Source organism: Bacillus sp. FSL W7-1346, from assembly GCF_038593335.1.
GTDB lineage: Bacteria > Bacillota > Bacilli > Bacillales > Bacillaceae > Bacillus > Bacillus altitudinis.
The window spans coordinates 608701-632022 of sequence record NZ_CP151988.1 but is presented as its reverse complement, the minus strand read 5'-3'; the positions used below and the strand labels follow the sequence as shown (position 1 = coordinate 632022).

Sequence of the window (23322 nt, the reverse complement as noted above, 5' to 3'; positions counted from 1 at the left end):
GGAAAATGAGGGAACATAATCTCTCAAATCCTTTATACTTTTTAACATCATGTTAAGAGGTTTGAAATGTCAGTTTGATAACCTGTCCAATGCTGAATGACAATTCAGTATGATAAAATTTAAAATATTCTAAAAACAAACTCTCGAATAAAAGAGAAATGTTTGGAGGTAAAGAAATGTCCAACATGACAAACGGTCTTCAAAAAAACCTTAAGACAAGACATATTTCAATGATCTCCATTGCCGGGGTCATTGGGGCAGGGCTATTTGTTGGTAGTGGTGCTGTCATTCATTCTGCAGGGCCTGGATCGATTCTTTCCTATTCATTTGCCGGACTTCTGGTCATCTTTATTATGAGAATGCTTGGAGAAATGGCCTGTGCCTATCCGACAAGCGGCTCTTTCTCACAATATGCGAGCGACGCCATCGGCCCGTGGGCCGGATTTACAATCGGCTGGCTTTACTGGTTCTTCTGGGTCATCGTCATCGCCATTGAAGCCATTGCCGGTGCTGCCATTATTCAATATTGGTATGGAGATGCACCAGTTTGGCTCACAAGTCTTATCCTCACAATCCTCTTAACCTTGACAAATATCTTTTCTGTTAAATCTTTTGGCGAATTTGAATATTGGTTTTCATTGATTAAAGTCGTCAGCATTATTCTCTTCCTACTCATTGGTTTTGCATTTATCTTTGGTTTTGGCGGTCATCATACTGCAGGTCTTGCCAATTTAACGGGGAATGGCGGTTTCCTTCCAAACGGATTCGGCTCTGTGCTCCTCGGGATTGTCGTAGTCATCTTTTCATTCATGGGAACCGAGATTGTGGCAATTGCCGCAGGTGAATCAGCAGACCCTGTCAAATCTGTGACAACAGCTACCCGTTCAGTTGTATGGCGTATTATTGTGTTCTACGTCGGGTCGATCGCTGTCGTTGTCACGTTACTCCCATGGAATTCAGCGAATATTTTAACAAGTCCGTTCGTTGCAGTATTAGAATACATCGGTGTCCCATCAGCCGCTCAAGTCATGAACGTCATTGTTTTAACAGCCGTTCTTTCTTGTTTAAACTCCGGCCTATACACAACGTCCAGAATGCTTTATTCATTAGCAGAAAGAGGCGAAGCACCAAAACGTTTTATGAAAATCAGCAAACGCGGTGTCCCTGTAGCAGCGACAGTCGCAGGTACCTTCTTTTCCTATATTGCCGTCATGATGAACTATTTTTACCCTGAAACCATCTTTCTATTTCTAGTCAATGCCTCTGGTGCCATTGCACTTCTTGTCTACTTGGTCATTGCCGTTTCACAATTAAGAATGCGTCGTAAAATCGAAAAAGAAAATCCAGAACAACTCAAAATCAAAATGTGGCTGTTCCCATACCTTACGTACTTTACCATTTTGGTCATCTGCGCCATCTTGGCCTCTATGCTGTTTATCGAATCAATGAGACCTCAGCTCATACTGACAAGCATCATTACCATCAGTGTACTAGCCGCCTACTTCATCTTTAAACCGAACAAAAAAGTGCCTGCAAGTGCAGCGCTTGAAAATAAACACCCTTAATTCTCCCGCTGAAAAGCGGGTTTTTTTATTTTATTCACCTATTTGGATGTCCGCACTTATAATGTATCAAATTGATTTTAAGTGAGGATTAGTCAACATGAACCTAGAAAAGTTTGTTGACGAGCTGCCAATTCCAGAAGTCGCAGAGCCCGTCAAAAAAAACCCAAGACAAACGTATTATGAAATCGCTATGGAGGAGGTGTTCCTAAAAGTTCATAGAGATCTGCCCCCAACCAAGTTATGGACCTATAATGGCAGTTTGCCTGGTCCAACCATTAAAGCGAATCGAAATGAAAAGGTCAAAGTGAAATGGATGAACAAATTGCCGCTGAAACACTTCCTGCCTGTCGATCATACCATTCACGCTGGACACCATGATGAACCCGAAGTCAAAACAGTCGTTCACCTGCATGGGGGCGTGACACCTGCAAGCAGCGATGGTTATCCAGAGGCTTGGTTTTCGCGAGACTTTGAAGCAACCGGCCCCTTCTTTGAACGTGAGGTTTACGAATACCCTAATCACCAGCAAGCATGCACATTGTGGTATCACGATCATGCCATGGCATTAACACGATTAAATGTATACGCCGGATTAGCTGGCTTTTATTTGATCTCAGATGCATTTGAAAAATCGCTCGAATTACCGAAAGATGAATATGATATCCCTTTAATGATCATGGACCGGACGTTTCAGGAGGATGGCGCACTGTTTTACCCAAGTAGACCAAATAACACACCAGAAGATAGTGACCTTCCAGATCCCTCTATCGTGCCATTTTTTTGCGGGGAAACGATTTTAGTCAATGGAAAAGTATGGCCGTATTTAGAAGTAGAGCCGCGAAAATATCGTTTTCGTATCTTAAACGCATCCAATACAAGAACTTACGAGCTTCATCTAGATAATGACGCCACAATCTTACAAATTGGATCTGATGGCGGCTTTTTGCCAAGACCTGTTCATCACCAATCTTTTAGCATTGCACCTGCTGAACGTTTTGATGTCATCATCGACTTCTCAGCTTACGAAAACCAAACGATTGTTTTAAAAAATACGGCAGGCTGCGGTCAGGAAGTCAATCCAGAAACAGATGCGAACATTATGCAATTTAAAGTCACTCGACCGCTCAAAGGAAGAGCAGCTAAAACATTACGTCCGATCTTCAAACCACTTCCACCACTCCGGCCGAGCCGAGCTGATAACGAGCGAACGCTGACCCTTACTGGCACACAAGATAAATATGGGCGCCCTATTTTATTACTAGATAACCAGTTTTGGAATGATCCTGTTACGGAAAATCCTCGACTTGGCAGTGTAGAGGTATGGAACATCGTTAACCCAACAAGGGGCACACACCCTATTCATTTACATCTTGTTCAATTTCGGGTGATTGATAGAAGACCATTCGATACAGACATCTATCAATCAACAGGTGAAATCGTGTACACGGGACCAAATGAAGCGCCTCCTTTGCATGAACAAGGATACAAGGATACAATTCAGGCGCATGCCGGTGAAGTCATTCGCATCATCGCTCGGTTTGTCCCATATAGCGGACGATATGTGTGGCATTGTCACATATTAGAACACGAGGATTATGATATGATGCGGCCGATGGATATCATTTAGTAAATATGAAACCTCCTCTCTCTTAATTGCGTAATATGAAAAGGGCTAACAGCTTCTATATATTAGCCCTCTATTTTCTTTTCAATCTCCATGAGAAAAAACGAACAATGTATCGCATGAATGGCATTTTTTTGAACATTACACACTTAAAAAGTTGACGAAGTAAACCGATAATACTACTATATACCCATTACCTCTATCAAAAGGCACTTAAGAAACCATGCACAAACAAATAGAAAATCGTCATAAAAAACGGAGGAGTTCAATTTGAATGAAGAAAAAGAGACTTGCCAGGTCAAGCAAGAAACAGTGGCAGGTAACAGGGAGAAGCTTTCAATTCATGAAAACGAGAGCATTCGATCAAACATTGAACAACTAACAATTGAACTCGGTGAACAAAAAGAATTCAATCACTTCATATTAGATGAAAAACAGAAGGCCATCAGCACATTATCGGCTCTCATTGCAAAAGGTGATTGTGATGAAGAGTTAAAAGCTCATTTTGTACAAGCATTACATATCGGGCTCTCTGTTATAGAGATTATGGAGATCATTAAGCACTGTACAAAGGTTGCGGGATTCCCTCATTCCATTAATGCCTTGTTTATTTTTCAAAACTTACTAGATGAAAACAATAAATAAGAGAAAACGAGAAGTCTTCTGTCCTCTCGTTTTTTTATTTCCACTTACTTTACTCTCTTACGCTGATTCTGTCACAGTAGCAAAATATCAAAATACCACTCATTTCCTTGCTTAAAAAGTGATGTTGATTTCACAAATCCGCATTTTTCACCAACACATCCCATGACAAAATAAAAAAACGTCCAGTTATATGAAATAACTGAACGCGCACCTTTTACCGATTGACAGTGAAATTGTTAACAATCCCGCCTTCTTTCTCCCAAGCGGTTTCTACTGTTTTCTTCTTAATATCATATTCAAAAATGGTTCTGACCTTCGCCTTTCGTCCTGTGTCATCCTTTAATTCCTTTGCGTTCTTTGCAACACCTAAGAAATAAACAGATGTACCATCCGCAGAAAATTGCGGCTGGGCAGCACTTAAAATACGTACATCCTGACTGTTTTTAACAAGTGTCTTCGTTTTTCCTGTATCTACATCCATCACCTTAATAGATGATACTTCTTTTTCATTTCGAACCTTCACTTCTGTATAAATGAGTTTTTTATGATCTGGTGAAAAAGAAATATCATTGATGGTTTGAGAAATACGTGCAATTCGCTTTCCCTTCTCACCTGTTTGTAGGGTAATCTTCATGGTCGTTGGTTCAGGATCCATTCCTTTTTCATTTGCCTCATCCGTCTTTTTATAATCCTCTTTTAACGAATAATGCTGAATGGCCAACAGATTTGATGCTGGATCATAAGCAAAAGAACTCACCGTATCATCATCACTTTTTTCTGGATATAACACTTTCACTTTCTGTGTTTTCAAATCAAAAGACGCTACATAAAATTGCTCACCTGAATCCTTGTTATACCTTAAATATAACTGTTTTCCGTCACCAGAAAGTCTCATACTGTCGATTGAATCGTCACTCGTAAAGAGCGTTTTTTCTTTATCCGTTTTCACATTCAATTCCCGTATACTTACTTTTTGTGTGTCTTCATCTGTATACGTGTAGTATAAAAGCTGTTTTGCCTGATCATAAGCAATTGAAGGATATGCTGTCAGTTTCTCTGTATGAAGCGCCTTGTCATGCAAGTAATAAGTATTGTTTAACTTTTGATCCGTAAATGAAACAAGCAATTCGTCTTTTGCATCTTGATTTGTTTTCACTTTTCCTGCATGTTTTGCCTCTTGCCCCGGCTTCATCATGAAGAAGATGACGGCCGCAATTGCTGCGACTCCAATCACTGTGACGATCCACCATGTTGATTTTTTCATTGATTTTCAGACCCTCTCCACAAGAAAAGAAGCCAGAAAATGAACTTTTCCCGCTTCTTTGCATGCCTATGTATTAATAAGTGTAATGCCCTTTGACGACACCTTTACTTGTTTTATACCCAAGTGCTTTGAATGCTTTCGGACTTACGTCTAATACTGCGTTTGGCATTCTACCTACATCATATTTATATACTGTAATCACTTTATGTGGTTTCGCTTTTGTTGTCACTCTTAGTTTTGTACCTTTTTTCGGTACGTCAAATCCCATTTTCGTTGCTGCATCCCAATGACCGAGTTTTTTTCCATCTGCGCCTTTTTTACCGACACCATTATACCATGTAATATTGCCGCTTACTTTTTTTGCACTTGCTCCATGTGAGAAACTAAACGCTAAAAATAAACTAGCTACTGTTACGATTGTCGCGATAAGCTTTTTATTCATTAAAAAATCCTCCGTATTTGGTTTCTGACCCTATTATACATGAAGATGCACCCAGTTATTTTACAGTCACATTACAATTCGAATACAAGTTGACCACTTAATGACCGATTTTGTTCATAAATTTCACCAAAAACAGCCAGAACATCGTAAGTAGACCTCCCCTTTCGTTTTATATAATAGAAATGAATCAAAGATAAGGAGGAATTTCCATGAAAAAGTGGTTCATCGTTTTGAGTGTAAGTTTGACCTTCGTTTTGATGCTTTCAAGTATTCCCGCCTCTGCGGCTGGTCCTCGTCACGGCGCCATCGTGACACAAACGGATGAAGCCAAATGGTCAGGTATCTCGGCTGATATTGTGCTGCCAAAAACAGCCACTATTAAAAATGGCTATGCTGACTGGTATCTTGGTCTCGGTTCTGCCGTTGTTGAAAGCGGGATTTCAAAAACAGCTTCTGGCTATAAGGTATTCCTGGGCACCGGCTCCCAAGGCGGCAGTCAATATTGGAACAGTGAATACGATTCAAGTATTAAAGATGGTGCACGTGTCAACTTAAAGCTCATCAACAATGGTGATGGCACAGTGTCACTATACGTCAACGGGAAACTGCGCTATAAGCAGCCTGTTTACAACCCTAGCCGTCTGAAAGACCTCGATGTCGTCAAAATGGTACACGGCGTACAGGATAATGGAACAAACAGCTACTCGCAAGCAAGTTTCTCTAATGTACAGCTCCGTGCAAATACATCTGGAAGTGTCTACAAAAAATGGGACGGCACCGTCAAATCATCTCTTTTACGCAAAAATCTAGAATCTGGTGCTCCGGCTCCAAAATTCACGGTCATTTCGTCTATCCCACTTAGTACAACCCTTTCAGCACAATAAAACACGAGCACCCAACTTTGGGTGCTTCAACATTGCTGACAAAGAGCTAAAATGATTTTATTTTAGCTCTTTGTCTTCTTTTCAGCGTGCAAGAAAACCTTTGCAGTCTAGGAAGGGCGAGCACCGGCGCGGAGCGAATTTGACATTCGTGAGCACCGGCGCGCAGGCCTGACACCGAATGCGAGGGTTTGTCTACACGCTGGAGCACCCAACTTTGGGTGCTTTTGATTGTTCACAGCTTATCAACACTTCTCTTTTAATCAAAACATCAATTCGTGGTAACATAAGCATACATACTTTGAAGAACAAAGGAGAAAGAACGTGAGAAAAAGTCTACTTGTTTTCATGAGTCTTGTTGCAACCTTCTCTATCCTAGCAGCATGCTCAAATACGGCAAAAGAAGAAAAAACAGAATCTACGGCACTTCCAACGATTAATGAACGCATTCAAAATGAAACGAAAGAGGTTATGGAGCAGTCTAAGCTCGTAAAAGACACAGCGATCACCGTTGATCAAAAGAAAAAAGTCATTTCCTTAAACGTGACGGCTTCATCTGAGACCAATAGTGATTACGCTGAAGTCATTGGTTTGAACTTTGCCAAAACACTAGCTATTGGTGCATCCACTGAAAAGGAAAACAACCTGCATAAACCGGAAAATGACAGCCTCGGCGCCCTCTACTCCTTTTATGACCTAAACATTACCGTGAAACAGGAAAACGGAAAAGTACTGGCAAAAGGAAAGAAAACAACAAATGAAACAAAGATTACCTGGGAGAGAGCCCAGTAATTGGACAAGAAAATCCTTTATGGATTTTCTTGTTTTTTTTAACAAAACTATTAACATTGTGAAAAGAATGCCGATGAGTAAGATTGTGTTGGTTCTTAAGTACCAATAATTCTTATTTACATATCGGAGGAAAGTATCATGAAAAGAACAACGGAATTTGTTTTAGGCTTAATTGGAGGAATTTTTGGGTTTTTTGGTGCAATGTTTGCCATTGCCTTTGGAGGACTCGATGCCGCATTTAGTGAATCAGGTACGAGTCAAATCACAGGATTAGGCTGGGCAGCAATGCTTTTCTCTATTCTTGCGATTGTGGCATCTGTTATCGTGAAGAAAAAAGCAAAGCTTGGCGGGATTTTATTATTAGTATCTGCTGTTGGTGGTATTATTTCTATTTCTATGTTCTTTATCCTTCCAGCTGTATTAATCCTCATCGCAGGATGCATGGGTGTGTTTAGAAAAGAGCCTGTCAAAACAGTTCCAGCTGAATAAAGTTGATATAAAAAAGCTTGTAGAGGGTCGCTCTACAAGCTTCTTTTATTGTATATTTTCATTTAAATCTTCTCTTATGATATCAATCAGTGTGTCAATATCCGAGTGAGCTCTAGATGCTAATCGTACCAGCAAATGATCGATATCCTCATACAAATGACGATCTTTCAACATATACTTCCCATAATACGGAATGACAAAGAAATAGAGCAAATCTGCTACTTCTAGTGCAACGTCATCACCAACTTCATTCTTTAGCGCCTCCCCAACACATTGGATCAGCCAATTCAAATCTTCTTTCTTTTCAATCGGAACGTACATCAGCTGATGAATACGGTCCGTTTCTCCCGTTTGTAAAATCTGCTCCGCTGCTCCCTTTGATAGAGCACCAATCTCTTTAGAAGATATATTAAGAATCGCGAATTCATTCTCTGATCTGTCTTGATCCATTTGCAGCACGTTTTGGTCCATCTCGACTCACTCCCCGTTCTCAGATACTTTTATTATAAGGAATTCAACTGATTTTTTATGGAAATAGTGGATTTTTTTATGTAATTTTAAACAAAAAAAGAACCTAATGATATGATTCAATCTCAATTGGCATAAAAAAACCATTGCACTTTATTTCAATCTATCTCAATATATGTATGTTAGTAGATTGAAAGGGATGAGAGAAATGAAGATGAAACACCCGTGGATCAAAGGAATTATTGTCAGTGTGGTTCTCGTACTTGGGCTTGGAATCTTTCCTATCCAGCTGCCCTTTTTACACATGACTTATGCGACACCAGTCGCAAAAGCAGCTACACCGAAATACGTGACAACAGCGAATGTTCATCTTCGCAAGGGACCTAGAACAAAATATTCAGTGATATTGACCATTCCAAAAGGGAAAAGGATTCCTTATCTTAAAAAGAATGGTTCATGGATTCAAACAAAGTATAAAGGAAAAACGGGTTACGTCAGCTCTCAATATATCAAAAAAGCAGGCAAAAGCTCACCAGCTTCATATGCTGCTCCTTCCACTAAAACGCCAGGTATGTATGTAAAAGGGATATTGGTTGTGAATAAGAAACATAGACTCCCGTCTTCATACAATCCCGGAGAAAACAAACAAGCGAGAAAAGCAGTAAACGCTATGATCGCGAAAGCCAAAAAAGCAAACATCCGACTCACCGCTTTTAGCACCTTCCGTTCATACGACCGCCAGCGTGTCTTGTACAATAATTACGTCGCCTCTCATGGCAAAAAACAAGCAGATCGATTTAGCGCAAGACCAGGCTATTCCGAACATCAAACCGGCCTTGCTTTTGATATCGGCGGTGCCAATTCAAAACATTGGGCTGAAGATTCTTTTGCCAATACGAAAGAAGCGAAATGGCTGGCCAAACACGCCCATGAATTTGGCTTTATCATCCGCTATCCGAAAGGTAAAGAAAAAGTGACAGGCTATCAATATGAACCATGGCACCTCAGATACCTCGGATCAAAAAATGCGAAAAAAGTGAAAAAGAGCGGCAAAACCATCGAAGAATATTTGAACATAAAAGGATAACAACAAAAGCACTCTTTTTCTTCAGAGTGCTTTTTTCATATATTCTCTTCTCTCTTTTTCATCGCAGCCGCCATTTCCACTTCACCCTCTGCTTCCAGCTGTTCAATAATGCGAGCATAATCTCTTTCATGGCGATTTTGACTTAACTTAAAAGCAGCTTGAACTTCATCAATGATGATTTTGAAGCCCACAATCCCTTTCATTTGTTTCTCTAGCAGTTCCTCAGACAATGTATCCCACAGCACTGGCTGATCTCTATGACTTTCATATGTCTCCAGCATCGCTGTTAATTCCTTGACCAGTTCTAATTTTTCAAGCAGTGAAGCCTTTCCATATACATGTACAGCTTGATAATTCCACGTCGGTACGGCTTCTTTCTCATACCATGAAGAGGATATGTAGGCATGCGGCCCTTGAAAAATGACGAGCACCTTCTCGTTCTCTTCAAACGTTTTCCACTGAGGATTTCCAATCGCCATATGCCCTGAGATCACATACGAATCGCCAATTTGATGAAAACTCACTGGAATATGTGTCGCAATGGGCTTTTCATTCGTTGTCGTCACAACTGTAGCAAATGAATGTGATTGAATAAATGATTTGATTTTCTCCATATCTTTCACTTGAAAAAATGATGGTATATGCATGGACCCTTCCCCCCTTATTTAATTAGTAGCTTCTCTTTTTGCCTTTTTTCACATCTTCCCAATCTTTTTCGATATTCTTTCGCACCCTTAGAAGATACTCATAAATCTGTTCCGCTTCCTCTTCAGAAAATCCATCCAGCGCTACCCGATTTGAATGATCATGTTCTCGTTTGATCATTGGATAGACGGCTTTTCCTTTCTCAGTTGGAAACAGCTTCTTGATTTTCCTATTCACTGTGTCATCTTTTTTCTCAATAAAACCATGCAGCTCTAATTTTTGAATAGCCCGGGCCGCCGTTGTTCGGTCTACCTTGATCATCTCCGCTAGTTTTTCCTGAATGATGCCAGGCTCCTCACAAATACGCACAAGATACAAATACTGCCCCTTCGTTAAATCATATTCTTTAAATTCAATATTACTAATGGAATCAAGCGCGCGAGCAATCACGCCAATCTCCCGCAAAATTTCTCTCATTTATCACGCCTCTTTTTTATTGTATTTACATAAATTTTAAAAATTAGTATAGCTCATGAATATTGTATATGCAATAAAAAGCCCACTTCCTCTCTGGAAGTGGGTTCAACCTCTTATTTATCACGCCTCTTCGATCCAAACAATCCAAACACGACAGCCAGTGCAACAATAATCGCCACCCAAGTCGTAAAGCCCATATGATCACCGCTTTTCTTTTAAAATCATCTCATCTCTTTATGTTAGATAAAACCAAAAAAATCACTGTCTCTTTAGTTAACGGATGTAAAGCGGTGAAAGTTTCAATTCATTTAACACTCTTAACCAAAAAATAGACAAAACAAAAACCCCTATATTTCAAGGGGTTTTCGGGGGTGTTACATCATGCCGCCCATTCCGCCCATTCCGCCCATATCCGGCATTCCGCCGCCTGAGCCGCCTTCTTCTGGTTTGTCAGCTACGACTGCTTCAGTTGTAAGAAGCATAGCTGCTACAGAAGCTGCGTTTTGAAGTGCAGAGCGAGTTACTTTTGTTGGGTCAACGATTCCTTTTTCGATCATGTTTACCCATTCGTTTGTTGCTGCGTTGAAGCCTACGCCAATTTCTTCGTTTTTCAAGCGCTCAACGATGACTGATCCTTCAAGACCTGCGTTGTGAGCGATTTGACGAATTGGCTCTTCAAGAGAACGTAGAACGATGTTCACACCTGTTTGAACGTCACCATCAGCTTCGATGGAAGCGACTTTGTTGTATACATTCACAAGTGCTGTACCACCACCGGATACGATACCTTCTTCAACTGCTGCACGAGTTGAGTTCAGTGCATCCTCGATGCGTAGTTTACGTTCTTTTAGTTCTGTTTCAGTTGCAGCACCAACTTTGATGACAGCAACGCCGCCAGCTAATTTTGCAAGACGTTCTTGTAATTTTTCTTTATCGAATTCAGAAGTTGTTTCTTCTACTTGCGCACGGATTTGGTTCACGCGTGCTGCGATTTGAGCAGAATCTCCTGAGCCTTCTACGATCGTTGTGTTTTCTTTTGTAACAACCACTTTAGACGCACGGCCAAGCTGACCAATTTCAGTTGATTTCAGGTCAAGTCCTAGGTCTTCTGTGATTAATTCTCCGCCAGTTAGAACAGAGATGTCTTCAAGCATTGCTTTACGACGGTCACCGAATCCAGGTGCTTTTACTGCCACTGCGTTGAATGTTCCACGAAGTTTGTTCACAACAAGTGTTGCAAGTGCTTCGCCTTCTACATCTTCAGCAATGATCAATAATGGTTTTCCTTGTTGTACGACTTGCTCAAGTACAGGAAGGATTTCTTGAATGTTTGTGATCTTTTTATCAGTGATTAAGATGTAAGGATTTTCAAGAACCGCTTCCATCTTATCAGAATCAGTTACCATGTATGGTGAAGCGTATCCACGGTCAAACTGCATTCCTTCAACCACTTCAAGCTCAGTTGTGAAACCTTTAGATTCTTCAATTGTGATGACGCCGTCGTTTCCTACACGCTCCATCGCTTCCGCAATGAGGCTGCCGACTTCTTCATCTGCTGCAGAAATAGACGCAACTTGAGCAATTGATTCTTTTCCTTCGATTGGTTTAGAAATCTCATGCAAGCCTTCAAGTGCTACTTTCACTGCTTCTTCGATTCCTTTACGAACACCAACAGGGTTTGCACCAGCTGTTACGTTTTTAAGACCTTCACGGATCATCGCTTGAGCTAGAACCGTTGCAGTCGTAGTACCGTCACCAGCTACATCGTTTGTTTTGCTTGCAACTTCTGCCACAAGTTTTGCACCCATGTTTTCAAATGCATCTTCTAATTCGATTTCTTTTGCAATCGTTACACCATCATTTGTGATAAGTGGAGAACCGAATTTTTTCTCAAGAACCACGTTACGTCCTTTAGGTCCTAAAGTTACTTTTACAGCATCTGCAAGTGCATCTACACCACGTAACATCGCACGACGTGCTTCTTCACTGAACTTAATATCTTTTGCCATAATAACGAAACCTCCTCAGTCTTTTTAGAAATATATCTCAATCTTTGTTTATGTGATTAACCAATAACAGCTAAAATGTCGGCTTCACGAAGGATTAAATATTCTTTTCCTTCATATTTCACTTCAGTGCCTGCATATTTTGAGAAGATAATGCGGTCGCCTGTGTTTACTTCTAACGCAACGCGCTCACCACTTTCAAGTACACGACCTGAACCTGCTGCAACAATTTTACCTTCTTGCGGTTTTTCTTTTGCAGAATCCGGTAAGACAATACCGCTAGCGGTTTTTTCCTCAGATTCAACGAGTTCAATGATTACGCGATCGCCTAATGGCTTTAACATAAGAAACAACCTCCTCAATTTTTATATGTAGTCTTTTTTAGCACTCATCATCAACGAGTGCTAACACATTTATTATAATAAAGAATGTCTTCTGTAATTTCAAGTAAAAACCTTTAAAAATTTTTACGCTTTCATGATCTTTTTTTATCACCGATTCTTTCCTTTTCAACGAAAAAGAAGACTTGTGTTACAATAAATCTAGTTCTTTTAGTAAAGGGGTTTTCGTTACTTGAAAAAACAATATTGGTACATCATCTTAACGTATATATTGGTGCAGGTTTCTGCGTTTCCGTATGTGTTCATCATGAAGTGGTTAGGTTACATTCAGACACCGATGACACAAGCAGAGCTCTCCAAATTGTCAGGAACATGGACAATCATCAGCTTCTGTATTGGACTAATCATTATTCTGCTCATCCTTCGGACTGTGCCAAAAACATCACTTCGAAATGAAGCACCGGCATCAGTCGGCGTGGCAATCGCTTGGATCATTGGCGGTTTCTTTCTTTCCCTCTTTGCACAATCCATTGCGGGGGCGATTGAACAATATGCATTTGGCATTAGCCGAGAATCCGAAAATACTCAAAACATTTTAGCCATTATGGATGCAGTTCCATGGCTTGTCATCGTCATCGCTCTGATTGGACCGATATTAGAAGAAATCATTTTTCGAAAAATCATTTTTGGTGTCGTTTATGAAAAAACGAATTTTTTCATTGGCGCACTTGTCAGTTCAGTGGTTTTTGCTGCTGTACACAATGATTTCCCACATATCTTGCTCTATACCGCAATGGGCTTTACATTTGCCTTTTTATATGCGAAAACAAAACGAATCATTGTGCCAATCGGTGCTCATATGCTGATGAATTCGCTCGTTATCCTTGTGCAGATTGAGCCAGTAAGAAAAATGATTGAAGAACAATCTCAAACAATGCAAATGATTATTGGAGGCTTTTTCTCATGAGAAACCCTGTCGTATGGGGCATTATTTATTTTGCCGTAGGTGTGGCGTTCACCTATATGGCCATTCAAAATCCAGGTGACATGTGGTCATTTTACAGCATTTTGCTGATGGTGTTTGCGGCCTATAATATTAATATCGCGTTAAAAATGTTTGCTTTTTCTGTCAAAATGAAAAAACAACAGCAAAAATAAAGCAGAAACCATTTTCCGCCGTTTGGAAAATGGTTTTTTTATGGAGGTCATGTTTTGATGGAACACGAAAAACTGAACATCATGAACAATCAGCATGAAACGATTGGTACAGCCGCTCGATCTGATATCCATGCTGAGGGCCTTTGGCATGAAACCTTTCATTTCTGGCTTTTAAAAAAGGAAGATGACACAGTGTTTCTCTATTTTCAGCTGAGGAGTCCCTCCAAAAAGGATTTCCCTTCTCTATTTGATATCACAGCAGCAGGCCACCTTCTCGCAGATGAACAGCCTTCTGATGGCATCAGAGAAGTCGAAGAAGAGCTTGGTCTCTCCATCTCGTTTGAGAACCTTACCTTTGCTGGTGTCATTAAAGATGAAATCCATCTGCCATCGTTTACCGATCGTGAGTTTTGCCATGTGTATCTTTATATGGATCAAAAAGAGCACATGGATGTCCATCTACAGAAAGAAGAAGTTGCTGGACTTTATAGAGCAAGGCTGATGGATGCACAGCAGCTTTTAAGTAGAGAATGCAAAAAAATGAAAATCGAGGGCTTTGAAGTGGATGCAGACGGCAAGCGACGTGAGGAAAAGAGAGAGGTCCGTGTACATGATTTTGTCCCGCATGAACCTGCCTATTATGAGCATCTCTTTCAAGCAATCAATCAATTTCTTTCGCAATAGAAAAAGCATCGTGATCCCTATTTGGATCACGATGCTTTTTTATGAGACAACATCATTTTCTTTCTCCTCTGTCTCTGTTTGCTGCATTTTGCGATAGGTCACTCTTGAAATGACAATACTCACTTCATACAAAACGAGCATTGGCAAGGTAACCATGAGGTGAGAAACGAGCTCTGGCGGTGTAATAAGTGCGGCAATGACAAGGAGGACAAAATAGGCATACTTCCGTATTTTCGATAAAAACATCGGTGTAATGATGCCAAGTCTAGTGAGAAACATCAAAACGACAGGCATCTGAAACAAAAAGCCAAATGGAAGTGTTAACTGCATCAGAAATGTAAAATACTCATGAATCCCAATCACTTGCTCCACATGTAAATCATTTGACATCCGCATCATAAAGTCGACGACAAACGGAAACAAAATAAAATAAGAGAAAGCCACACCGCTCAAAAATAAAAGCAGTGCAATCGGAATATAAGCAAGTGTCACCTTTCTTTCTTTTTCATATAAGCCAGGACTCACAAACGCCCAAAGCTGATATAAAATCACGGGACACGTCAAAACAAGAGCAATGACAAAAGCGAACTGCATAAACACGTACAGTGGATCTGTGAGCTTAAATGCGTTCAATGTCAGTGTGGCCGCTTCATCGGTATTTTGTAAATACACAATGACCGGCTTAGCGAGAAAAAAACCTGCCACCATAAAGGTGACAAAAAACATCGCAATGATCACTAAACGTTTTCGCAGTTCCACAATATGCTCCATAAGCGGCATATCTTTGACATTCATGAAGCTCATCCTATTCTACTGATCTTCTTTTTTCTTTTTTTCTTCCTGATCATCAGCTAAACCTTTTGTGGCATTTTTGAATTCACGTAATGTATCTCCTGCTGCTCTTCCTAATTCAGGAAGCTTTTTCGGCCCAAAAATAATGAGCGCAACAACCGCAATCAGAACCAAACTTCCAGGACCGATCGGACCCATTTGCTCCACCCCCTTTACCCCTTTTCGTCAGTCCTCCTGTGTAACAGAGTAATGCTTTAAGAAATACACAAGAGACTGAAGTTCAACCGCCAAATCTATATGATGAATTCGAATGTGTTCCGGCACATTCAATCGAGCCGGCGTAAAGTTAAGGATTCCTTTGATGCCAAGGGCAATCAAACGATCTGTAATGGATTGAGCTGCTACGGCAGGCACTGTCAAAATCGCAACAGGAATATCTCCTACCTCTTGCACATGCTCTTCAAGCTTATCCAAATCATAGACAGGCACGCCGCCTATCTCACTTCCTATTTTACTCTCATTGACGTCAAAAGCCATTGAAATTTTTGTATTATTATTTTTAATGAAATTATAATGTAAAAAAGCAGTCCCTAAGTTCCCGACACCGATGAGCATAACATTCGTCATTTCATCTTGGTCAAGGGTCTTTCTAAAGAAGGTCAAGAGGTAATCGACGTTATAGCCATACCCTTTCTTCCCAAGTGCACCAAAGTAAGAAAAATCTCGGCGAATGGTGGCAGAATCCACTTTGACTGCATCACTAAGCTCTGCCGATGACACCCTTTGTTTTCCTGATGCATGCAGATTTTTTAAAAAACGGTAGTAAAGCGGCAAACGTTTGGCTGTCGCTTGTGGAATTTTTGACTGGTCTATATTCATATAAGATCCTCCAACTTAAATATCAGATGCTCTGTGAAAATCACCGTTTTTCCCGCCTGTTTTTTCTACTAGATAGGTCGGGCCGATGATCATCCCTTTGTCTATTGCTTTGCACATGTCATAAACGGTCAGTGCACATACTGAGGCAGAAGTGAGCGCTTCCATCTCCACACCCGTACTTCCTTTTGTTTTCACCTGTACTTGTATGTTCAGAATGTACGCATTTCCGTCTTCCTCCCAATCAAAGGAGATATCGACACCTTTTAATGCAAGCGGATGACACATTGGAATGATGCTGGACGTTTGCTTTGCTGCCATAATGCCAGCTACCTGTGCGACAGATAGTACATCCCCTTTTCCAATGTCATGCTTTTGTATTTGATGAAATACTTCTTTTATCATACGAACGCTTGAAACAGCAACGGCAGTTCTCACTGTAGACGATTTGTCACTAATGTCGACCATCTTTGCTCTTCCTTGTTCGTTAAAGTGGCTAAATTGACTCATCTTTCAACGCTCCCTCACTCAAATCATACACTATTTTTTCCTATCTGTCTTTCATTTGACCATCGCAGCCGTATGTAAGATTTGCCGGTTTACTGCTGATAAGCTACACTTAACATATTATAGCAGAGGTGAAGTTACATGATGATTCTACAAGTGAATCAGCTGTCCAAATCGTTTGGCGCTGATACCGTTTTAACGAATATAAAATTGGAAGTCAAAGCGAGGGATCGTATTGCCATTGTCGGTCGTAACGGTGCAGGAAAATCCACGCTTTTAAAAATCATTGCCGGTCAAATGTCTTACGAACAAGGTGAGATCATCAAACCGAAAGACCTATCCATTGGATATCTAGCACAGCATACAGATGTGACGTCTACACGTACGCTAAAAGACGAACTACTATCGGTTTTCGATCATTTAAAAGAAATGGAACAAGAGATGAGAACCATAGAAGAGAAAATGGCTTCTTCCACAGGAACAGAATTAGATTCTCTAATGAAAACCTATGACAGACTGCAGCAAGCATTTAAAGATCAAGGCGGCTACCAATATGAAGCGGATGTCCGCTCCATTTTACACGGACTCGGCTTTAGTCATTTTGAAGACCATACAACCGTCCAATCCTTAAGCGGCGGTCAGAAAACACGTCTAGCGCTTGGAAAGCTATTATTAATGAAACCAGAACTCTTGATTTTGGATGAGCCAACCAACCATCTAGATATTGATACCTTATCATGGCTTGAGCAGTATTTGCAAAATTATACAGGAGCCATCCTCATCGTTTCCCATGACCGATACTTCTTAGACAAAGTCGTGAACCATGTATATGAAGTGTCAAGAACAGCGATGAAAAAGTTCGCAGGGAACTATAGTAAGTATCTTGACCAAAAAGCTGAGCAGCTAGAGCGTGATATGAAGCTGTATGAAAAACAACAAGAAGAAATTTCGAAGCTTCAAGATTTCGTGGATCGCAACTTAGCAAGAGCCTCCACCACAAAGCGTGCTCAAAGCAGGCGGAAACAGCTGGAACGAATGGATCGTTTAGATAAGCCGTTAGGAGATGAAAAATCCGCAAACTTCCATTTCGATATTATGAGGCAAAGCGGAAATGACGTGCTGAAGGTGCATGATCTCGATATTAGTTACGATGAAAAAACGCCGCTCCTCTCCTCCCTATCTTTTCATATTAAACGTGAAGATAGCGTGGCACTCATCGGCCCTAACGGTATCGGGAAATCAACTCTTTTAAAAACCTTAACGGATACGTTAAAACCAGTAAAAGGCGAGATCAGCTTTGGTTCTCATGTGACGATTGGCTACTATGATCAGGAACAAGCCAAGCTGACATCCTCCAAGAAAGTGTTAAATGAACTTTGGGATGATTATCCCCATATGACTGAAAAAGACATTCGGACTTGTTTAGGAAACTTCCTTTTTTCAGGTGATGACGTCTTAAAGCCTGTACATGCATTAAGCGGTGGAGAAAAAGCACGACTTGCGCTGGCAAAGCTGATGCTCCAAAAAGCCAATTTCCTGATTCTTGATGAACCGACGAACCATCTTGATTTAGACAGTAAGGAAATTTTAGAGAATGCTCTGATTGATTATCCAGGCACCATCTTGTTTGTTTCGCATGACCGTTACTTTATCAATCGCTTGGCAACAAAAGTACTTGAGCTTTCACCAAATGAAACAAAAGAATACCTCGGTGACTACGACTATTATCTTGAAAAGAAAAACGAACAATTAGAGCTTGAAGCACTTCAAACTCAGGAGACGCATAAAAAACAAGCAGAAAAACCAGTAGAAACAGCAAAACTTTCCTATGCAGAAGAGAAAGAACTTAAAAAGAAAGAAAGACAAAAGCAGCGCCGAATTGAAGAAATTGAAGAGCGTATTGCTGTCATAGAAGACAAGCTCGGTGAAAACGAAGAGCTTCTATGTGATCCTGCTATTTTCCAAGATCACGAGAAAGTACAAGCCATTCAAACAGAAAATGATGCGCTCAATCAAGAGATGGAATCACTTTTTGCGGAATGGGAAGATCTATCAGATGCATAAAGAGTGCCCTAACGGGTGCTCTTTTTTTAAGGCGAGAATCTTTATCCACAATGATACCCACAATAACATCTTGATTATTCTTAAATATTTTAAAGTTATCCACTTTATCCACAGTATTTTAATCACATATCCACATAAAAGATCACATTTATACACATTCTCTTCATTTTAAAACGAATTTTCTAACAATTGTGGATATATAACGTTTACATGTGAATAAATCGCTTTCATTTTAATAGAAAAAACTCCTGTATATCCACAGGAGTTCTTATTCATAGGAGACAAGCGGCAGTCCAGGTTGACCGTTCATTGCCATGTCGCCTCTTATTCCCTTTTCAAATGCAATGGTTCCCGCAGCAGCAATCATGGCTGCATTGTCTGTACAAAGAGACAATGGCGGAATCATGACATTCACTTCAGGCAACTTCGCAAATGCTGAAGTAAGGGCTTCTCTAAGACCTTTATTGGCAGCAACCCCGCCAGCTAGAACGACTTGTTTCACACCATACGCTTCAGCCGCTTTTAATGTCTTTCCGACTAACACCTCAATCACGCTTTCTTGGAAACTTGCAGCCAAATCCTCTGGCGCAATGGTTTCACCCTTTTGAGACGCATTGTGTAGTGTGTTGATGACCGCTGATTTTAAACCGCTGAAGCTAAAATGATAGGACCCTTCTTCAAGCCATGCTCGAGGAAGCTTAATCGTTGGCTCCCCTTCATGTGCCAATCGATCAATGTGAGGTCCCCCTGGATATGGCAGACCCATTGTCCGAGCTACTTTGTCATACGCTTCTCCAGCCGCATCATCCAACGTTTCACCAATGACCTCAAAAGACCCATGCTCTTTCATCAAAACAAGCTCAGTATGCCCACCAGAGACGACTAGAGCTAAACAAGGAAACACCAGTTCACCAACGAGCTGGTTCGCATAAATGTGTCCAGCAATATGATGAACACCTACAAGCGGAATTTGATGTGCGAAACTCAGTGCTTTGGCTGCATTAACACCTATTAAAAGTGCACCAACTAAGCCTGGACCTTCTGTCACAGCAATGGCGTCTAAATCCTGAAAGGTCATATTGGCCTGCGTCATGACTTCTTCTAATACGATCGTCATTTGTTCCACATGATGCCTTGAAGCGATTTCTGGTACCACGCCGCCAAATCGTTTATGGCTTTCTATTTGTGAGGCGACAACATTCGCTACGATCTCTTTCCCATTTTTCACAATGGACGCAGCTGTTTCGTCACAGCTTGTTTCTATACCTAATATGAATCGATCTTTTTTTTCACTCATTTATCTTCACCCACATGACTAATGCATCTTCCCCGTTATCCGTATAATAATTCTTTCGAATAGAAGCTGGTTTAAAACCTAGCTTTTCATAAAGGGATTGTGCTGGCGTATTTGATACCCGCACTTCTAGTGAAAGATGATCTGTCTTTTTTTCTTTGCAAAATTCCATGACATATCGAAGCAGCGCTTCCCCGTATCCTTTTCCCCGGTGCTCAGGGAGAATCGCAATATTCGTAATTTGTGCATCATCCATGACAATCCAAACGCCGCAATATCCAACAGGCTGACCATCTTCTTCAATGAGGAAATAATGGCTGTATTGGTTATGGAGAATTTCATAGACAAACGACTCTTTCTTCCAAGGCGCTGTAAACGAATGCACTTCAATCGTATATACCTCTGGGATGTCCTCTACTGTCATTCTTCTCATCTCTACTGTGTTGAGATTATTTTTGTCCTTCAAGCCATTTCACTTCCGCTTCTGCCAAACGAATATAATTAGGAACAAGCTGATGGACATCTTCAGCAGGGCGGTCTGCCCCTAAAAATGCGAGCACTGATGGTCTTGGGTTGTGAAATGCCTCGTCTGCGATCACAGCAGTTTCTCCAAGTATGGAGAGAACATTCTCTTGATGAAGATGCACATCATGTCCAAGAAATAAAACAGGGTTCCCTTCCTTTTTCAGCTCTTGAAGCCAATCAGTGAGCAGGATATTTTGATCAGGTTTCACTTCTTTTATCTTTCCACCTTCAAATGTATATAACCCTGTATAAACTTGTCCTCTTCTTGCATCAAATATAGGAGAAATCATTCCATCAAAATATCGAGCATTTGCCGCCAGCGTTTCTAAACTTGAAACAGCAGCTATCGGAATAGACAGCGTCCAAGCAAGTGTTTTTGCAATGGTCACACCGATTCTAACGCCAGTGTAAGAGCCGGGTCCTTTGGCTACAACAATTTTGCTTAATTCGTTCGGTGCTACGCCGCATTCTTTCATCAGTGCTTCAACTGTCGGCATTGCACGTACTGAATGATTCTTCTTTAAGTACGTAATACTTTCCCCAACCACAGTGTCATCACGGACAAGAGCTATTCCGAGTGTATGGTTTGACGTATCAATTGCCAGTATGGTCAATGTCTTTCATCTCCTTACAAAGGGCCTCATAGCGCTCCCCTTTTGCATAAAACGTAAGATGACGTTCTTCTTCACGTTCTGTTCTCAGCATTTCAATTTTTAAATACGATGAAGGCAATTGAGGTTCAATGAGATGTGCCCATTCAACCAAACATACACCTTCCCCCTCAAAATATTCGCCCAGTCCAATATCTTCTTCCGCATCTTCCATACGATACACATCCATATGATAAAGTGGCAGTCTGCCATCCGTATATTCTTTAATAATTGTAAAAGTAGGGCTGTTGACGATACGGGTAATACCTAAGCCTTCTGCAAAACCTTTTGAAAAAGTCGTTTTACCTGCGCCTAAGTCTCCTTCTAATGTTAAGACATCGCCGGGCATCACAAGTGTAGCCAAGGCAGCAGCAATTCGTTTCGTCTCATCCGCACCTTTTGTTGTCCACGTTAACTTCATGGTGGAGTCACCTCATTTCTTAAAATGATTATATCCTTTTTTCATTAAAATTGTTTGTTGATCATGGTCTTTTAAAATAACGCTGGACGCTCGATCATCTTTGACTTGTCCAATACGCGTGATCTGAATGTGTTCTTTTTTACATTTCATCTCAAATCGCTTCCAATCCGTTTCAGGGATCGTACCAGTTAAGACAAAATCCTCTCCACCGAACAAGACCCATTCAAGCCACTCTTTATGTAACAACGGTAGATGTGGATGTTTTGGGAGCTGATCAGCTTCAATTTCAATCGTCACACGACTCGCTTCCGCTATTTCGTTTAACTCACTCGCTAATCCGTCACTCACATCATTCAAGGTCACCCGGGGGAAGCTTGAACAAATAAGGCCAGCAGCAATATGCGGCTGCGGCATTTTGTGTCGCTCTAGAAAAAAAGCAGTGTCAATCGAATGTGCAGCATTTACTTCATTCATTAAAAGGGATAGCCCAGCAGCTGATGAACCTAGTTCACCTGTGACAAAGACAACGTCTCCTGTCTGAGCACTATGACGGTAACAGGCTGATCCCTTTGGAATCTCACCAATGACCGTTACTGTGATGACAAAGTCACTGCGGGTGGCTACTGTATCTCCACCGATTAAATCCATATGATATCTGTCAGCCAATGCTTTCATTCCCTCGTAAAAAGCTGCAACAATTGCTTCATCCCCATGAGGCGGGATCGCGATTGATACAAGATAATACTTAGGGGTTCCTCCCATGGCTGCAATATCACTGATATTCACTGCCAGCGCTTTAAATCCAACCTCAAAGGGTGTGGAAAAATCAAATCGAAAATGGACATGCTCTACCATTGTATCAACACAAACGACCTCTTCACAATGTGAATGAGGTTGATAAACACTAGCATCATCACCGATGCCCATGACCAAAGAACGCTGATGCGTTTCTTTTGGTGTAATTCGGCGAATAAGATCAAATTCATCCATAAAAGACAGCCCCTTCATACAATCAACTGATTGAGCAAACATGATGTCAGACACAGTTAGTATTAGTGTAGCGAATATGAGCCTCGGTTCCAACTAAAAACGATATAAAGAAAGCCTGGTATAAAAAAACCAGGCATTGTTTATTGAAGTCATGATCTTTTCTTATCACATTTAGTGTAGCCAAACACAAGGAGTTTCATTGCATCTAGGATACTTATTGAAAGAAAAAGACATAAAAAAAAAACGAAACTATACGTTTTCGTTTACAAGTCATAAAAATGGCGGTCCGGACGGGACTCGAACCCGCGACCTCCTGCGTGACAGGCAGGCATTCTAACCAACTGAACTACCGGACCATTTTGGCTGTACTCAATGAGCACTCGCTACTTAATAGGTAAAATAATTTGGTTGCGGGGGCAGGATTTGAACCTGCGACCTTCGGGTTATGAGCCCGACGAGCTACCGAACTGCTCCACCCCGCGACGATATAAAATGACAAGCTTGGCGGCGTCCTACTCTCACAGGGGGAAACCCCCAACTACCATCGGCGCTGAAGAGCTTAACTTCCGTGTTCGGTATGGGAACGGGTGTGACCTCTTCGCTATCGCCACCAAACCTGATGGAGAGAATGTTCT

Annotated in this window: 27 protein-coding genes, 2 tRNA genes and 1 rRNA gene; 11 read left to right on the top strand and 19 right to left on the bottom strand. The window is 41.0% G+C overall.

From position 1 onward, the window contains the following. Positions 1–176 precede the first annotated feature (176 nt). From gabP to NST09_RS03150, 3 genes are all read left to right on the top strand, one after another. Positions 177–1565: a GABA permease gene (gene gabP, locus NST09_RS03160; protein ID WP_017359846.1), complete on the top strand. Its 1389-nt coding sequence runs from the start codon at positions 177–179 to the stop codon at positions 1563–1565. Positions 1566–1662: 97 nt separating this feature from the next. Then, the gene (locus NST09_RS03155; RefSeq protein ID WP_025206837.1) at positions 1663–3192 is read left to right on the top strand and encodes a multicopper oxidase; all 1530 of its coding nucleotides are present in this window, start codon (positions 1663–1665) and stop codon (positions 3190–3192) included. A gap of 267 nt (positions 3193–3459) precedes the next feature. Further along, on the top strand, positions 3460–3834 hold the full coding sequence (locus NST09_RS03150; protein WP_007496965.1) for a carboxymuconolactone decarboxylase family protein: 375 nt from the start codon (positions 3460–3462) through the stop codon (positions 3832–3834). Between the two features lie 214 nt (positions 3835–4048). Here the strand turns inward: NST09_RS03150 and NST09_RS03145 are convergent, their stop codons facing one another. Beyond that, positions 4049–5098 (bottom strand): hypothetical protein, encoded by a 1050-nt coding sequence (locus NST09_RS03145; protein WP_046342824.1) that lies wholly within the window; start codon positions 5096–5098, stop codon positions 4049–4051. A gap of 73 nt (positions 5099–5171) precedes the next feature. Continuing rightward, on the bottom strand, positions 5172–5540 hold the full coding sequence (locus tag NST09_RS03140; RefSeq protein WP_003213878.1) for an RlpA-like double-psi beta-barrel domain-containing protein: 369 nt from the start codon (positions 5538–5540) through the stop codon (positions 5172–5174). A gap of 209 nt (positions 5541–5749) precedes the next feature. Here NST09_RS03140 and NST09_RS03135 point away from each other — a divergent pair, with 209 nt between their 5' ends. The 3 genes from NST09_RS03135 to NST09_RS03125 all read left to right on the top strand — a co-directional run bounded on the left by NST09_RS03135 (position 5750) and on the right by NST09_RS03125 (position 7702). After that, positions 5750–6424, top strand: a complete 675-nt coding sequence (locus NST09_RS03135) for a hypothetical protein (RefSeq protein WP_342493335.1) — start codon at positions 5750–5752, stop codon at positions 6422–6424. 321 nt (positions 6425–6745) lie between these two features. Next, positions 6746–7213: a hypothetical protein gene (locus tag NST09_RS03130; RefSeq protein ID WP_017366718.1), complete on the top strand. Its 468-nt coding sequence runs from the start codon at positions 6746–6748 to the stop codon at positions 7211–7213. A 138-nt stretch (positions 7214–7351) separates the two neighbouring features. Next, positions 7352–7702 carry a DUF4064 domain-containing protein gene (locus NST09_RS03125; RefSeq protein ID WP_008344359.1) on the top strand — a complete coding sequence of 117 codons (351 nt, stop codon included), beginning with the start codon at positions 7352–7354 and terminating at the stop codon, positions 7700–7702. A 45-nt stretch (positions 7703–7747) separates the two neighbouring features. Here the strand turns inward: NST09_RS03125 and NST09_RS03120 are convergent, their stop codons facing one another. Then, positions 7748–8173 (bottom strand): hypothetical protein, encoded by a 426-nt coding sequence (locus NST09_RS03120; RefSeq protein ID WP_342493334.1) that lies wholly within the window; start codon positions 8171–8173, stop codon positions 7748–7750. A 205-nt stretch (positions 8174–8378) separates the two neighbouring features. Between NST09_RS03120 and NST09_RS03115 the strand changes: the two genes are divergently transcribed. Next, positions 8379–9257, top strand: coding sequence for a D-alanyl-D-alanine carboxypeptidase family protein (locus NST09_RS03115; protein ID WP_017359853.1), 879 nt, complete (start codon positions 8379–8381; stop codon positions 9255–9257). Positions 9258–9292: 35 nt separating this feature from the next. Here the strand turns inward: NST09_RS03115 and NST09_RS03110 are convergent, their stop codons facing one another. From NST09_RS03110 to groES, 4 genes are all read right to left on the bottom strand, one after another. Beyond that, positions 9293–9904 (bottom strand): FMN-binding negative transcriptional regulator, encoded by a 612-nt coding sequence (locus NST09_RS03110; protein ID WP_156061100.1) that lies wholly within the window; start codon positions 9902–9904, stop codon positions 9293–9295. 22 nt (positions 9905–9926) lie between these two features. Next, on the bottom strand, positions 9927–10379 hold the full coding sequence (locus NST09_RS03105) for a MarR family transcriptional regulator (protein ID WP_008344363.1): 453 nt from the start codon (positions 10377–10379) through the stop codon (positions 9927–9929). Positions 10380–10753: 374 nt separating this feature from the next. Then, a complete protein-coding gene (gene groL, locus NST09_RS03100) occupies positions 10754–12388 on the bottom strand; it encodes a chaperonin GroEL (RefSeq protein ID WP_007496015.1) in 1635 nt (544 codons plus the stop codon). Between the two features lie 56 nt (positions 12389–12444). Further along, positions 12445–12729 carry a co-chaperone GroES gene (gene groES / locus NST09_RS03095; RefSeq protein ID WP_046342814.1) on the bottom strand — a complete coding sequence of 95 codons (285 nt, stop codon included), beginning with the start codon at positions 12727–12729 and terminating at the stop codon, positions 12445–12447. A 229-nt stretch (positions 12730–12958) separates the two neighbouring features. On the opposite strand from groES, the gene NST09_RS03090 reads away from it, so the two are divergent. Genes NST09_RS03090 through NST09_RS03080 form a run of 3 tightly spaced genes read left to right on the top strand, consistent with a single transcriptional unit; the run spans position 12959 to position 14568 of the window. Continuing rightward, a complete protein-coding gene (locus NST09_RS03090) occupies positions 12959–13693 on the top strand; it encodes a CPBP family intramembrane glutamic endopeptidase (RefSeq protein ID WP_144667728.1) in 735 nt (244 codons plus the stop codon). Next, the gene (locus tag NST09_RS03085; RefSeq protein WP_017366710.1) at positions 13690–13884 is read left to right on the top strand and encodes a YdiK family protein; all 195 of its coding nucleotides are present in this window, start codon (positions 13690–13692) and stop codon (positions 13882–13884) included. Before NST09_RS03090 ends, NST09_RS03085 begins: the two co-directional genes overlap by 4 nt. A gap of 57 nt (positions 13885–13941) precedes the next feature. Next, positions 13942–14568 carry an NUDIX domain-containing protein gene (locus NST09_RS03080; RefSeq protein WP_341041459.1) on the top strand — a complete coding sequence of 209 codons (627 nt, stop codon included), beginning with the start codon at positions 13942–13944 and terminating at the stop codon, positions 14566–14568. 39 nt (positions 14569–14607) lie between these two features. On the opposite strand, the gene tatC is transcribed toward NST09_RS03080, so the two are convergent. From tatC to moaC, 4 genes are read right to left on the bottom strand one after another with little or no spacing between them, the layout of a single operon-like run. Next, positions 14608–15372 carry a twin-arginine translocase subunit TatC gene (tatC, locus tag NST09_RS03075; protein ID WP_090756407.1) on the bottom strand — a complete coding sequence of 255 codons (765 nt, stop codon included), beginning with the start codon at positions 15370–15372 and terminating at the stop codon, positions 14608–14610. A 6-nt stretch (positions 15373–15378) separates the two neighbouring features. Then, a complete protein-coding gene (locus NST09_RS03070) occupies positions 15379–15558 on the bottom strand; it encodes a twin-arginine translocase TatA/TatE family subunit (protein ID WP_008344374.1) in 180 nt (59 codons plus the stop codon). Between the two features lie 27 nt (positions 15559–15585). Then, complete coding sequence (locus NST09_RS03065; RefSeq protein WP_008355687.1) at positions 15586–16239, bottom strand: redox-sensing transcriptional repressor Rex; 654 nt, start codon at positions 16237–16239, stop codon at positions 15586–15588. Positions 16240–16254: 15 nt separating this feature from the next. Continuing rightward, positions 16255–16746: a cyclic pyranopterin monophosphate synthase MoaC gene (moaC, locus tag NST09_RS03060; protein WP_026050052.1), complete on the bottom strand. Its 492-nt coding sequence runs from the start codon at positions 16744–16746 to the stop codon at positions 16255–16257. Between the two features lie 138 nt (positions 16747–16884). On the opposite strand from moaC, the gene NST09_RS03055 reads away from it, so the two are divergent. After that, positions 16885–18807, top strand: coding sequence for an ABC-F family ATP-binding cassette domain-containing protein (locus NST09_RS03055; protein WP_057078387.1), 1923 nt, complete (start codon positions 16885–16887; stop codon positions 18805–18807). 268 nt (positions 18808–19075) lie between these two features. Here NST09_RS03055 and tsaD read toward each other — a convergent pair whose 3' ends face one another. The 8 genes from tsaD to rrf form a co-directional block, all read right to left on the bottom strand. Then, entirely contained in the window at positions 19076–20104 is a 1029-nt protein-coding gene (tsaD, locus tag NST09_RS03050) for a tRNA (adenosine(37)-N6)-threonylcarbamoyltransferase complex transferase subunit TsaD (RefSeq protein WP_017359857.1), read from the bottom strand. After that, positions 20097–20525 (bottom strand): ribosomal protein S18-alanine N-acetyltransferase, encoded by a 429-nt coding sequence (rimI, locus tag NST09_RS03045; protein ID WP_008344382.1) that lies wholly within the window; start codon positions 20523–20525, stop codon positions 20097–20099. Before rimI ends, tsaD begins: the two co-directional genes overlap by 8 nt. Positions 20526–20550: 25 nt before the next feature. Next, positions 20551–21240: a tRNA (adenosine(37)-N6)-threonylcarbamoyltransferase complex dimerization subunit type 1 TsaB gene (gene tsaB, locus NST09_RS03040; protein ID WP_007496036.1), complete on the bottom strand. Its 690-nt coding sequence runs from the start codon at positions 21238–21240 to the stop codon at positions 20551–20553. Then, on the bottom strand, positions 21221–21697 hold the full coding sequence (gene tsaE / locus NST09_RS03035; RefSeq protein ID WP_007496038.1) for a tRNA (adenosine(37)-N6)-threonylcarbamoyltransferase complex ATPase subunit type 1 TsaE: 477 nt from the start codon (positions 21695–21697) through the stop codon (positions 21221–21223). Before tsaE ends, tsaB begins: the two co-directional genes overlap by 20 nt. 12 nt (positions 21698–21709) lie before the next feature. Continuing rightward, on the bottom strand, positions 21710–22687 hold the full coding sequence (thiL, locus tag NST09_RS03030; RefSeq protein ID WP_148780503.1) for a thiamine-phosphate kinase: 978 nt from the start codon (positions 22685–22687) through the stop codon (positions 21710–21712). A gap of 279 nt (positions 22688–22966) precedes the next feature. Continuing rightward, positions 22967–23043, bottom strand: a tRNA-Asp gene (locus NST09_RS03025). Positions 23044–23092: 49 nt separating this feature from the next. Further along, positions 23093–23169 (bottom strand) — tRNA-Met (locus tag NST09_RS03020). 17 nt (positions 23170–23186) lie between these two features. Beyond that, positions 23187–23302 (bottom strand): 5S ribosomal RNA (rrf, locus tag NST09_RS03015). Positions 23303–23322: the final 20 nt, after the last annotated feature.